Source organism: Halomicrobium sp. HArcht3-1 (genome assembly GCF_058933345.1).
Genome location: NZ_JBZYDM010000006.1, coordinates 42,802 through 55,284 on the forward strand (window position 1 = coordinate 42,802; position 12,483 = coordinate 55,284).

Here is a 12,483-nt window from a genome sequence, read left to right on the forward strand (position 1 = left end):
CTCTCACGTGGCGTCGCTGAAAAGCAATCCTTAAAACTGCTGGGCAGGTTCGGACAAACATGGCTGGAACTATCGAAGTGCTCGTTCCGGGCGGCCAGGCCAATCCCGGCCCGCCCCTCGGTCCCGAGCTCGGCCCGACCCCCGTCGACGTGCAGGCAGTCGTTCAGGAAATCAACGATCAGACCGAAGCCTTCGACGGTACCGAAGTGCCGGTCACCGTCGAGTACGACGACGACGGTTCGTTCTCGATCGAAGTCGGTGTCCCGCCGACGGCCGAACTGATCAAGGACGAAGCCGGCTTCGACACCGGCTCGGGCGAACCCCACGAGGAGTTCGTCGCCGACCTCTCGGTCGATCAGATCAAGCAGATCGCCGAACAGAAACAGACCGACCTGCTGGCCTACGACACCAAAAACGCCGCGAAGGAAGTCGTCGGCACCTGCGTCACGCTGGGCGTCACCATCGAAGGTGAGAACCCGCGTGAGTTCAAAGAGAAGGTCGACGCTGGCGAGTACGACGACGTTCTGGTAGACGAAGCAGCAGCGTAGTCCACCAGCGCTCGAAAACGATCGAAGCGAGTTTTCGGTGTTCTCGCAGGCGAAGCCTCGGCGTAGCGACGGACTCCGCAGACGAGCAACGCGCGTCTGACGGTGTTCTCGACGCTGCCGAAGCGAAATCGGATTCGCGGCCGATTTTCCACGCTTTCGACGAGTCCGTAGCGGTGGGACCGTCGATTTCTGGCCGACGTGAACCGACCAGGATGGCTCTCTAGTGTGGTTCGACGGCTTTAAGTGTCGCATCGGCTTCGTTCCGGGTGAGACAGGCGACTGTACTGTCTGAGACAGTACGCCCTGTTTCACTGACCCGTAGCAGCCCATCGGGCGTACTACGGAGGTGAACAATGGCAGACCAGGATATAGAGAACGCAGTTTCTCGCGCACTTGAAGAGGCCGCGCCTCGGAATTTTACCGAGACAGTGGACCTCGCGATCAACCTGCGCGACCTTGATTTGAACGATCCGTCGAATCGTGTCGACGAGAGTATCGTACTGCCTGCTGGCACCGGCCAGGAGACGACGATCGTGGTGTTCGCAGAGGGGGAGACCGCTCTGCGTGCCGAAGACGTTGCCGATCAGGTCCTGTCCAGCGACGAGCTGGCAGACCTCGGTGACGACGACGACGCCGCGAAAGATCTCGCCGACGACACTGACTTCTTCCTCGCAGAGGAAGCGCTGATGCAGAACATCGGTCGCTACCTCGGGACCGTCCTCGGTCCACGCGGGAAGATGCCGGACCCGATCAGCCCCGACGACGACGTCGTCGAGATGGTCGATCGGATGCGCAAGTCCGTGCAGATTCGCAGTGGTGACCGCCGAACCTTCCACACCCGTGTCGGTGCGGAAGACATGTCCACCGAGGATATCGGCGACAACATCGACGTCATCCTGCGCCGCCTGCACGCGGACTTAGAGAAGGGACCGATGAACATCGACTCGGTCTACGTCAAGACCACGATGGGTCCCGCAGTGGAGGTGGCCTAATATGAGCGCCGAGGCAGAACGCAAGACAGAGACGATTCCCGAGTGGAAGCGCGAGGAAGTCGACGCTGTCGTCGAGATGATCGAATCCTACGACAGCCTCGGCGTCGTCGACATCACCGGAATCCCGTCGCGCCAGCTACAGGACATGCGCCGTGGCCTGCACGGGACCGCCGAACTGCGTGTCTCGCGCAATACGCTGCTGAAGCGTGCCCTCGACGAAGTCGACGATGGTCTCGAACAGCTCAACGAGTACGTCTCCGGTCAGGTCGGTCTGATCGGGACCAACAGCAATCCGTTCGGGCTGTTCAAGGAACTCGAAGCCTCGAAGACTCCCGCGCCGATCAGCGCGGGCGAGGTCGCGCCAAACGACATCGTCATCCCCGAGGGTGACACGGGTGTCGACCCGGGTCCGTTCGTTGGCGAACTCCAGAGTGTCGGTGCCAACGCGCGCATCGACGGCGGCTCGATCAAGGTCGTGGAAGACTCGCAGGTGCTCGACGCCGGCGAAGAAGTCTCCACCGACCTCGAAAACGTGCTCAACGAACTCGGGATCGAACCCAAGGAAGTCGGGCTGGACCTGCGTGCCGTCTTCGCCGACGGCGTGCTGTTCGAACCCGAGGAGCTCGAACTCGACGTGGACCAGTACGAGGCAGACATCAAGGCCGCCGCATCGGCCGGATGGAACCTCTCGGTCAACGCCGAGTACCCGACTGCACAGAACGCGTCGACGCTGCTCCAGAGCGCGAGCGGCGACGCAAAGAGCCTCGCGATCCACGCGGCAATCGAGGACCCCGATGTCATGCCCGACCTGATCGGGAAGGCCGACGCACAGGTCCGTGCGATCGCCGCGAACATCGACGACGAGGAAGCGCTGCCGGAGGAACTCCAGGGCGTCGACGCCCAGCCGGCGGCCACCGAAGCACAGGCTGACGACCAAGACCAAGACACCGAGGACACCAGCGACGAGGACGCCGAGGCCGCCGACGAGGCAGCCGAGGACGACGACGATGACGACGAGGACGCTGGTGACGCACTCGGTGCGATGTTCTGATTACAACAATGGAATACGTTTACGCTGCACTCATCCTGAACGAATCGGGCGAAGAGATCAACGAAGACAACCTCACCGACGTGCTTGACGCCGCTGGCGTCGACGTCGAGGAGTCCCGTGTGAAGGCGCTCGTCGCCGCACTCGAGGACGTCGACATCGACGAGGCCGTCGACGAGGCCGCTGCTGCACCCGTCGCCGCTGGCGGCGCTGCTGCCCCGGCCGCAGATGACGGTGCCGAGGAAGACGCCGGTGCCGAGGAAGAGGCTGCCGAGGAAGAGGCCGCTGAAGAAGAAGGCGGCGATGACGACGAAGACGAGGGCGACGGCGGCGAAGGCCTCGGCGAACTCTTCGGTTAAATCGGCGTTCACACCGAATCTTCGATTCTTTTGGCACACGCCAGCGAGCAACGGCTATCCCGTCCAGCGTCTGCCGTCCCCGTTGTTTATCAGCGGTGACGGTCCCACTCCGGCGCAGTGAGCAGTCCCGTCGGCGTCGTCGTTCAGCCAGACCTGACAGTGGCGATGCTGCTGGCGATCGGCGGCGGCGTCGTACTGGGGACGATAAGCGGGCTGACGCCCGGCATCCACGCCAACACCTTCGCGTTGGGGTTGGCTGCGGTCGCGCCGGCGGTGCCGGGGCCGCCGCGACTCGTCGGTGCAGCGATGTTAGCCGCCGGGACGGCCCACACCTTTCTCGACGTGGTGCCGGCGATGGCCCTTGGCGTGCCCGATCCGGCGATGGCCGCCGGTGCGCTTCCGAGTCATCGGCTCGTGATCGCCGGTCGGGGTCGCGAGGCGCTCCGACTGTCGGCGATGGGCAGTGGACTGGCGGTCGCGCTGGCCGTCCCGCTGGCGATTCCGGTCACGCTCGGGATGAAGCGTCTGTATCCGACGCTCTCGGCACACCTCTCGCTCGTTCTGGCGACCGTCGCGCTTGGACTCGTCCTCACAGAACGCGACTGGCCGGGTCGGGTCGGTGCGGCGGTTGCGATGGCCGGGAGCGGGCTGCTCGGAGTCGTGACACTCCCGCTGTCGCCCGACGGCGTCGTCTCGGTCGGCGGGATGCTGATGCCGCTTTTCGCCGGCCTGTTCGGTGCGCCGGTGTTGATCGAGAGTATCGGCGGTGCAGGCGTCCCCCCACAGGACGACGCGACCGTCGCACTCCCGAAGCGCTCCGTCGGCGTCGTCGCACTGATCGGCACTGTCGCCGGTGCGATCGTCGGTTACGTGCCCGGCGTCACCGCAGCGATCGCGGCGACCGGCGCGCTCGCGGTGATCGCTGGCTCGGGACCGCGGGAGTTCGTCGTCGCGACGAGTGGCGTCAACACGGCGACGGCGGTCTTCGCGCTGTTCGCCCTGATCGCACTCGGCACGCCACGTACCGGCGTGCTCGTCGCGTTCGACAGCACCGACGCGCCGCTCACACTCGGACTGTTGCTCGCCAGTGTCGTGATCGCGGCGACGGCGGGGTTCGTCCTCGTCCCGGTTCTCGGTGACCGCTATCTCGCCGCTGTCGGGCGAGTCGATCCAACGCGACTCGCCGTCGTCGTGCTCTGTCTGCTGATCGGGCTGTCGTGGCTGTTCGCCGGTGCCGTCGGCGTCGCAGCGTTCGCGGCCGCGACGGTGATCGGACTCGTCCCTGCCCGGTTCCGCGCTCGCCGGGCGAACCTGATGGGGGTGTTACTGGTCCCGCTGGCGCTGCCGTAGTCTTACAGGTACTCGCGTCGGCGGAAGTGAACGAGCATCAGGAGAGCGATCAGCGCCATCCCGAGCATGACGGCTGGGTAGCCGTAGGCCCAGCCCAGTTCCGGCATGTTGTACGGACTTGCGGCCGGATCGAAGTTCATCCCGTAGATGCCGGCGACGAAGGTTAGTGGGATGAAGATGGTCGCAACGACGGTCAGGACCTTCATCACCTCGTTGGTGGATTGGGAGAGTGCGTTGAGGTAGATGTCGCGGGCACCGGAGACCAGATCACGGTAGGTCTCGGTGAGGTCGGCCAACTGGACGAGGTGGTCGTACACGTCGCGGTAGTACTTCTCGGTCTCCGCTGCGATCTGTGCCGTGTCGCCGCGGGCGAGGACGCCCACGGCCTCGCGGGCGGGCCAGACCTGTTTGCGAAAGGAGAGCAGATCACGCCGAACGGTGTTGATCCGTTCGAGCGTCTCCCTGTCGGGCGATTCGATGACCTCCTCTTCGATCTCCTCGATCGCATCTTCGACGCGATCCAGCACCTCGAAGTACTCGTCGATCACGACCTCGACGACGCGGTAGGCGGTGAAGTCGGCCCCGCGGTCGAGGAGTCGTTCGTCCCCGCGTTCGACGGCATGACGGACGCGGTCGATCTCCGAGGCGGGACCCGGCGACACGGACACGACCCAGTCGCGGCCGATGAACAGGCCGACCGGCGTCGTCACGAGTTCCTCGGCGAAGGTCGTCTCGCCGCGAGCCAGCGTGATCGTCTTCAACAGGACGAACGTGTAGTCGGGGAACACCTCCGTCTTGGCGCGAACGTCGTTCTGGAGGTCCTCGACGGTCAGCGGGTGAATATCGAAGGTCGCTGCGATCTGCTGGAGTTCGTCCGCCGTGACCTCGGGTGCGTGGACCCACGTGGTGCCGGCAGCATTCCGTGCAGACTGGAGGTCGTCGAACGAGCGCATGCCCGTGCTCCCGTAGACGAGCGCCGAGATCACACTCGATCACTCCCGTCCCCGCGCCCGATGAGAAACAGCGTGATACCGAGCATGAGGACGGTTAGCGAGAACGCCCGGCCCGGATACGTCTCGAAGACCCCGGCGACGTAGCCGGCGATCCCGAGCACCGACAGGAGTGTGCCGGCGGCGACTGGACGATACATATCCATTACGTCACGAGGTGTCGACAAAAACGTTACAGATCGTCAGCGTAACCTCCTCATTCGATCCGGTAGGTCGGTCCCGAGTCGGTGTCTTGGACTTCGACACCGAGGGCTTCGATCTCGTCGCGCAGTTCGTCCGCGTGTTCGTAGTTGCCTGCGTCACGCTCGCGCTCGCGAACCTCCAGCAGGAGGTCGACCAGATCGCCGGCCAGTGACACGTCACCACCGTCGGACCCACCGAAGGAGAGACCGAGAACGCCACCGCCCAGTTCCTCGATGGTCTCGATCGCGTCGCGCAGTCCCCGGAAATCCCGGGCGGTGCGCTCGTCGACGTGGACGTTGACTGCACCGACCAGTTCCGTCAGCGCGGTGAGTGCCTTTCGAGTGTTGAAGTCGTCGTTCATCGCCGTCTCGAAGGTCTCGCGTGCCGTCGCGACTGCCGTTCGAAGGTCGTCGTCGGCTACCGTCGCGTAGGCGTCCACGTCGTCACAGGCCTCGACCGCACGCTCGTAACCCCGTTCCAGCGTCTCCCAGCGCTCGATGGCCTCGTTGATCGTCTCCTCGCTGTAGATGGCGGCGTTGTGGTAGGCCGTCGACAGCAGGAAGGTGCGGATCACGTCGGTACCGTACTCGGAAACGGCGGCATCGACCGTGAAGAAGTTGCCAAGCGACGAGGACATTTTCTCGCCTTTCGTCTCCAGTAAGCGGACGTGGAGCCAGTACTTCGCGAACTGTTCGCCCGTCGCGGCCTCGCTCTGGGCGATCTCGTTTTCGTGATGTGGGAAGACCAGATCCTGCCCGCCGACGTGGATGTCGATCGAGTCGTCGAGGTGGGTCGTGCTCATCGCCGAGCACTCGATGTGCCAGCCCGGTCGTCCCTCGCCCCACGGCGAGTCCCACGTCTGGGCGGTCTCGCAGGCTTCTTCGGCCGGCGCTGCGCCCTCGTGCTGGTGGTCTGCGATCGCGGCCGGGTCGACGCCGTCGGCCTTCCAGAGCGCGAAGTCCGCGGGGTTTCGCTTCTCTGTGCGCTCGTCTGGCTCTCCCTGTGATTCGATCTCGTCGATGCGCTGATTCGAGAGTTTCCCGTACTCCTCGAAGGTGGTCACGTCGAAGTACACCGAGCCGTTGGCTTCGTAGGCGTAACCCTTCTCGATCAGTGTCTCGACCATCGCGATGATCTCGGGGACGTGCTCGGAGACGCGTGGATACACCTCCGCTCGCTTGAGGTTGAGCGAGCGCATATCGTCGATCACTGTCTGGATGTAGTGGCGGGCGACGGCGTCCTCGCTCTCGCCGTCCTCGCCGACGCGGGCGACGATTTTCTCGTTCACGTCGGTGAAGTTCTCGACGTGGCGCACGTCGTAGCCCAGGTGGTCCAGCCAGCGATGCATGACGTCGACGTGGACCCACCCGCGAGCGTGACCCAGATGGGCAGGATCGGAGGTCGTCAGGCCACAGTAGTACAGCAGAACAGAGTCGGGATCACGTGGCTCGAACGTCTCGCGCTCGCCCGTGAGCGTGTTCGTCACTGAGAGTGTCATTGTGGAGTACCAGATTGGGACTGGCTTTCAAAGCGTCGAATGGGAGCACGAGGTTACTCTTCGATCGCCCGTTCGACGGCACGGAGCGCATCGGGGCCGTCGCGTCGACCGACGACGAGCAGAATCGTCTCGTCTGCCATCCCGGCGGTCTCGACGGCGATGGACTCGGTTCGGAGTGCCCCGAGCACCCGTTCGAGCGTCAGCGCGTCCACGCTACCGGTGACGACGATGCCAGTTTTCGATCCCGATCCAACGTCGTACGTCGTCTCACCGACCGTCAACAGCGGATCGTCAGCGTGAGCCTCGGTCTCGACGCGTCCGATCCCGCTCTGCATACTCACCCGTCCATCGGTCTCGATGCCTGCATCATCGGGGAGTTCGTCTGCGTATCGGCGTAGCGCGGTCGCGATGGCCTCGGTCTCGCCCTCGACGTCGAGGGCTCGGGCCGCGGCGGTGTAGTTGACGATTCCCGCACCGAGCGCATCGTAGAGGAACGGGCGTGCCCGGACGGCCTCGCGTGTTCTCGCTGCCAGCGATGACATGGAAGAACGACTCACCCGGCCCCGGAAAGTGCCACTGGTTCCGGCAACGAAGCTCCTAAGACGCGCTCTGCCTTACGACCGGTCATGCAAGCGCTCGTCATCGCGGCCCACGGATCGCATCTCAACGCCGGGTCCTCGACGCCGACGTTCGACCACGCCGATACGATTCGGGCAGTCGGGGCGTTCGACGAGGTCCGCGAGAGCTTCTGGAAGGAAGAGCCACACTTCCGGGAAGCGCTTCGAACCGTCGACGCCGACGAGGTCTACCTCGTCCCCCTGTTTATCAGCGAGGGCTACTTCACCGAGCAGGTGATCCCCCGCGAGTTCCGTCTCGACGGCTGGGACCCCGACCTGTGGGATTCCGACGGAACGAGCGCAGACACGGCAACACTGACGGCCGAAGACACCGGCCAGACCGTTCACTACTGTGGGCCGGCCGGCACCCACGACGCGATGAGCGACGTGATCGTCCAGCGCGCCGAGTCGGTGACTGGCGATCCTGACGTGGGCGAAGGCTTCGGTCTCGCCGTCGTCGGCCATGGCACCGAGCGCAACGAGAACTCGGCGAAGGCCATCGAGTACCACGCCGACCGGATCGATTCGATGGATCGTTTCGACGAGGTGCAAGCGCTGTTCATGGACGAGGACCCCGAGATCGACGACGTGACCGACTATTTCGAGAGCGACGACATCGTCGTCGTGCCCCTCTTTGTCGCCGACGGCTACCACACCGAGGAGGACATCCCCGAGGACATGGGCCTGACCGACGACTACCGCACCGGCTACGACGTGCCGACGGTCGTCGACGGCCACCGGATCTGGTACTCCGGTGCGGTCGGCACGGAACCGCTGATGGCCGACGTGTTGCTCGAACGGGCCGCAGACGCCGGGGCTGACGTGGACGACGCCATCGAACAGGTCAGAGCCGAAACCGGTGGCTCGGCTGTCAGCGGCGACTGATCGCCGACCGGGGTCGCGGGCGGTCTCGCCCGAACCGCCCCACTTTTCTCGACAGAATCCTTCGGTCCGACTATGCAGGGAGACCACTTGGACGCGCTGGTGACGGCCGCTGCCGATGGGGTCGCGTTCGATGGCCTCGTCGTGGAACCGGACGGCGAGGGTTACGTCGTCGACATCGGCGACGAGCGCCACATCGCTGGCGACGACGACGAACTCGGGACGGCCGTCTCTGCGTCTCCCGCGTACGTCTCGAACTGGTATTTCTGGCACGCGGTCGCACCACAGAAGGCCGACCGCTGGGCGTTCCTCCGCTGGCTGGAGGGGGCAGACGAGACGAGCGTGCCCGACCGGTACGACGCGCTGGCGGAAGGGATCGAAACCACGTGGGGGGAGCTACGGATCACGGCACGGCGGGACGACGACGGACACCGACAGTACGATCTCGTCCACGAGGACGACGCCACGGTCGACACAGCCGACCTCACGACCTACGACGACCCGCTGGACGCCCGAACGATCGCGAAGCACGACGACGACGGAAAGTACCGACCACTGAAGACCGCCCCGACGCTCCAGCGGGGCTGGGCGTTCGTCGACCTCTCACCCGACGACCTCGTCGAAACGGCCGATTTCTTCTATCCGGCGACGATCGCCAACTGGCACCGCGAGCGCGAGGGCAAACTGGACGTGAACCACTGGCGCGAGACGATGGAACGCCAGAGCGGCATCTACGGCGTCGTCCAGACGTGGGACCGCGGCGAAGGCCACGAACACGTCGAGTGGGTCGCAGAAGCTTGCTGTGACGACTCACAGTGTCTCAAGCGCCGCGAGTGGCAGTACGACGACGAGACAGATCTCGATTACGACGGCGGTGACGGGACCTTCCCGTGTCGAGAACCGTGTTCGCTCGTGGTCTCGGCCGCCCGGCGCTGGACGAAGCTCGAAGGCGAGCAAACCCAGACCTACGAGTTCGAACTGACGCCGAGCGAGAAGGCACAGATCGAAGCGATCATCGACAGCGTCGCCGACGGTGAGACCGACGAGATCCGTGAGGCGGACCTGTACGACGACGCCAACCGCTACCGGACGCGTTTCCTCCGGGCGAAACTGTTCGACGACGACGGCAACCTCTGTGGCGTCGAGACCGAGGAGTGAGTCGGCTACCCGACGAGTACCATCGCCGTCGCCGCCGCGACCGACAGCACGACGACGAGCGCGACGAGCCACGCGACTGTCCCGCCGACGAGCGCGGCGACGGCCAGTGCGAGCACGACGGCGACGCCACCGAGCGCGAGGATGGCGACCGGCAACGACCGCTCCTCGGTTGCACCCTCGTCCGAGGTGTTGCCGGCGCTCCCCTCCGCGGCTTTCGGCTGTGGTTTCGAGAGGGACTCGTCGACCTGGACAGAGTCCTCGGTTCCCGTCGGTTCCGAGAGTTCGACGTCGACGTAGCGGGTCTCGGCCCCGTAGCTCGTGACTACTTTGAGCTTCCCGAAGACCGACTGGGGGTCCGTCATCCGAACACCGACGATGCGCTCGGACTCGCGGTCGACGTGATGGTTCGGCGCGTCGATCGTGGCGACATCCGAGAGCGCGTCGTCGAGGTGGAGATGGACGTGAATCGGCTCGCCGTGATTGAGCAACCGAACGTCGAAGGACCCGTCGGTCTCGAAGTGGTCTGGGACTTCGAGGGAGTGTAACGACGTTCTGTTGACGTGCACGGGCAACGTATCAGGCACGTCCAAAGGTGGGCGACGACGGTAGAAAAAGGTTCAGGCACCGATAGCGACGGTCCGACGGTGCGTCGCCGTGCGCGACAGCCCGATCAGGCCGGGGCGTCTTCGCGCATGTCCGGCGGGAGGAGGTTCGGGATGCCGTCCTCGATCGGGTACGACTCGCCACATTCGGTACAGACGAGCGACCCGGCGACCACTTCGTCGTCCTCGCGTTCGTCGGCTTCGAGTTCCAGCTCGTGTTTGTCGAGCGGACAGCAGATGATGTCCATCAGGTCCTCCTTCATATCTCCGTCTCGGGCCGGGGCTGTGAAAAACGTGCCGGGTGCAGGCAGGTCGTGGCGCTCGACCGACCCTTGCCCCTCAGAACGGGCGTTCGCGAACGATTGTCTCTTCGCGACCCGGTCCGACACCGACCGCGTAGATGTCGACGCCGAGTTCGTCGCTGATGTAGCCGAGGTACGTCCGGGCCTGTTCGGGCAGTGCGTCGTAGCCATCATCGGCCACGGCCGCCCAGTCCTGCTCGTCCCAGCCCTCGAAGCTGTGGTAGTTTACCTCGCACTCGCCCCACTGCTCCGTGGTGGCGGGCATCGCGAGTCGTTCCTCGCCGTCGAGTGTGTAGGAGTGACCGACTTTGATCTCGTCGAGGCCCGCCAGCGTGTCGAGGTGGTTCACGACGATGCCGGTAAAGCCGGAGGCTCGTGTGGCGTGGCGCAACATCGGCATGTCGAGCCAGCCGACGCGGCGCGCGCGGCCGGTGACTGTCCCGTACTCACCGCCTTCCTCGCGGATGTAGTGGGCCAGTGCCTCGCTGTCCTCGTCGGCGCTGCCTGCCTCGTAGCCGGGAGTATGCCCTTCGACGCCCGCCAGTTCCGTCGGGAGCGGGCCGGTGCCGACCCGCGAGAGGTAGGCTTTGACGATACCGATGACTTCGCCCTGCCCGATGGTCGCTGGGCCGAGTCCGGTGCCGGTGCAGGCACCGCCTGCGGTTGGATTCGAGGACGTGACGTAGGGGTAGATGCCGTGGTCGATGTCGATAGACGTTCCCTGTGCGCCTTCGAGCATGACGTTCTGCCCGCTGGCGATGGCGTCGTCGAGGAACTCCCCGGCGTTGACCACCATGTCCGCATCGTCGAGGCGCTCGCCGTAGGCTCGATACTGCTCGAACAGTGCGTCCACGTCGAAGGCGTCGCCGGTCTCGATACCGAACACGTCCTCGGCGAGCGCGCGCTTCTGCGGGACGACGTATTCCAGTCGCGCCCTGAGCGTCTCGGGGTCGAGCAGGTCGCCGACGCGGACGCCACGTCGGCCGGCCTTGTCCTCGTAGGTCGGACCGATTCCCCGACCGGTCGTCGCTGCTTCGAGGTCTCCTTCCTCGCTCTTTGCGTCCTCCTCGATGCCGTCGAGAATGCGGTGATAGGGGAGAATGACGTGTGCCCGTGCGGCGACTCGTACGTCCGGGGACAGCCCCCGTTCGTGGAGTGTGTCCAGTTCGTCGAACAGTGTCTCGGGGTTGACGACACAGCCGTTCCCGAGGACACCGATCTTGCCGCGGATCGCTCCACTCGGTACCAGCGAGAGTTTGTACTCCTCGCTGCCGTCGACGACGGTGTGGCCTGCGTTGTCGCCACCCTGATAGCGAACGACGATATCCGCCGCGTCACCGTAGACGTCGACGATACCGCCTTTGCCTTCGTCGCCGAGTTGTGAGCCGACGATGGTTACGGTCATCAGTCGGACGTTCCTGCCACCGAGCTAAACAGATTACGGAAGTGCGCGCGAGCGCTCACTCTCGCACGTACCACGACACCTTTATGCACACCTTCGGTTTATTCACAGACGATAGCCTGCTGGAACCGAATTCCGGGCGAGAAAAACCGGTAACTGGTGCCAACGACAGCAACTTTTAAATCCCGCAAACACAAGTTAACAATTGCCATGATAGACAGGCTTGAGAAGGAAGTAGATATGCTGGAGCGTCATCTGCAGGTTCTGCGGATGGTCATCGAGAACGAACCGATCGGCATCGTCAAGATGTCCAACGAGACGGGCTACCCGCACCACAAAGTTCGATACTCGCTGCGCGTCCTCGAAGAGGAGAACCTCATCGAGCCATCGAGCCAGGGTGCAATCACGACCGAACAGACCTCCGAGTTTGTCGACGACCTCGACGACAAGGTCGACGAAATCATCGACAAACTCGAAGGCATGAAGATCGAAGACGCTGCAGAGATCGAAGGCTGAGGCGCTCCATCGGGTG

15 protein-coding genes are annotated in these 12,483 nt (G+C 64.5%); 8 read left to right on the forward strand and 7 right to left on the reverse strand.

Annotated elements, in window-relative coordinates:
- The first annotated feature begins 59 nt into the window (after positions 1–59).
- From AC5FRW_RS11510 to AC5FRW_RS11530, 5 genes are all read left to right on the forward strand, one after another.
- Positions 60–548, forward strand: a complete 489-nt coding sequence (locus tag AC5FRW_RS11510) for a 50S ribosomal protein L11 (protein ID WP_493568604.1) — start codon at positions 60–62, stop codon at positions 546–548.
- A 353-nt stretch (positions 549–901) separates the two neighbouring features.
- The gene (locus tag AC5FRW_RS11515) at positions 902–1,540 is read left to right on the forward strand and encodes a 50S ribosomal protein L1 (protein WP_493568605.1); all 639 of its coding nucleotides are present in this window, start codon (positions 902–904) and stop codon (positions 1,538–1,540) included.
- 1 nt (position 1,541) lies between these two features.
- Complete coding sequence (locus AC5FRW_RS11520; protein WP_493568606.1) at positions 1,542–2,591, forward strand: 50S ribosomal protein L10; 1,050 nt, start codon at positions 1,542–1,544, stop codon at positions 2,589–2,591.
- Between the two features lie 8 nt (positions 2,592–2,599).
- Positions 2,600–2,947, forward strand: coding sequence for a 50S ribosomal protein P1 (gene rpl12p / locus AC5FRW_RS11525; protein ID WP_493568607.1), 348 nt, complete (start codon positions 2,600–2,602; stop codon positions 2,945–2,947).
- 165 nt (positions 2,948–3,112) lie between these two features.
- Positions 3,113–4,297 (forward strand): tripartite tricarboxylate transporter permease, encoded by a 1,185-nt coding sequence (locus AC5FRW_RS11530; protein ID WP_493568830.1) that lies wholly within the window; start codon positions 3,113–3,115, stop codon positions 4,295–4,297.
- A gap of 2 nt (positions 4,298–4,299) precedes the next feature.
- On the opposite strand, the gene corA is transcribed toward AC5FRW_RS11530, so the two are convergent.
- From corA to AC5FRW_RS11550, 4 genes are read right to left on the reverse strand one after another with little or no spacing between them, the layout of a single operon-like run.
- Positions 4,300–5,283, reverse strand: a complete 984-nt coding sequence (corA, locus tag AC5FRW_RS11535; RefSeq protein ID WP_493568608.1) for a magnesium/cobalt transporter CorA — start codon at positions 5,281–5,283, stop codon at positions 4,300–4,302.
- Positions 5,280–5,447: a hypothetical protein gene (locus AC5FRW_RS11540; protein ID WP_493568609.1), complete on the reverse strand. Its 168-nt coding sequence runs from the start codon at positions 5,445–5,447 to the stop codon at positions 5,280–5,282. Before AC5FRW_RS11540 ends, corA begins: the two co-directional genes overlap by 4 nt.
- A 56-nt stretch (positions 5,448–5,503) precedes the next feature.
- The gene (gene cysS / locus AC5FRW_RS11545) at positions 5,504–6,988 is read right to left on the reverse strand and encodes a cysteine--tRNA ligase (protein WP_493568610.1); all 1,485 of its coding nucleotides are present in this window, start codon (positions 6,986–6,988) and stop codon (positions 5,504–5,506) included.
- Positions 6,989–7,041: 53 nt separating this feature from the next.
- Positions 7,042–7,530: a DUF7523 family protein gene (locus tag AC5FRW_RS11550; RefSeq protein WP_493568611.1), complete on the reverse strand. Its 489-nt coding sequence runs from the start codon at positions 7,528–7,530 to the stop codon at positions 7,042–7,044.
- A gap of 84 nt (positions 7,531–7,614) precedes the next feature.
- Between AC5FRW_RS11550 and AC5FRW_RS11555 the strand changes: the two genes are divergently transcribed.
- On the forward strand, positions 7,615–8,490 hold the full coding sequence (locus AC5FRW_RS11555) for a CbiX/SirB N-terminal domain-containing protein (RefSeq protein ID WP_493568612.1): 876 nt from the start codon (positions 7,615–7,617) through the stop codon (positions 8,488–8,490).
- 72 nt (positions 8,491–8,562) lie between these two features.
- Positions 8,563–9,645 (forward strand): DR2241 family protein, encoded by a 1,083-nt coding sequence (locus AC5FRW_RS11560; RefSeq protein ID WP_493568613.1) that lies wholly within the window; start codon positions 8,563–8,565, stop codon positions 9,643–9,645.
- Positions 9,646–9,650: 5 nt separating this feature from the next.
- On the opposite strand, the gene AC5FRW_RS11565 is transcribed toward AC5FRW_RS11560, so the two are convergent.
- From AC5FRW_RS11565 to AC5FRW_RS11575, 3 genes are all read right to left on the reverse strand, one after another.
- On the reverse strand, positions 9,651–10,229 hold the full coding sequence (locus AC5FRW_RS11565) for a DUF7524 family protein (RefSeq protein WP_493568614.1): 579 nt from the start codon (positions 10,227–10,229) through the stop codon (positions 9,651–9,653).
- An 86-nt stretch (positions 10,230–10,315) separates the two neighbouring features.
- Positions 10,316–10,510, reverse strand: coding sequence for a methytransferase partner Trm112 (locus AC5FRW_RS11570; RefSeq protein WP_493568615.1), 195 nt, complete (start codon positions 10,508–10,510; stop codon positions 10,316–10,318).
- Between the two features lie 76 nt (positions 10,511–10,586).
- Positions 10,587–11,954 carry an adenylosuccinate synthase gene (locus tag AC5FRW_RS11575; RefSeq protein ID WP_493568616.1) on the reverse strand — a complete coding sequence of 456 codons (1,368 nt, stop codon included), beginning with the start codon at positions 11,952–11,954 and terminating at the stop codon, positions 10,587–10,589.
- A gap of 207 nt (positions 11,955–12,161) precedes the next feature.
- Here AC5FRW_RS11575 and AC5FRW_RS11580 point away from each other — a divergent pair, with 207 nt between their 5' ends.
- A complete protein-coding gene (locus tag AC5FRW_RS11580; protein ID WP_493568617.1) occupies positions 12,162–12,467 on the forward strand; it encodes a hypothetical protein in 306 nt (101 codons plus the stop codon).
- Positions 12,468–12,483 lie beyond the last annotated feature (16 nt).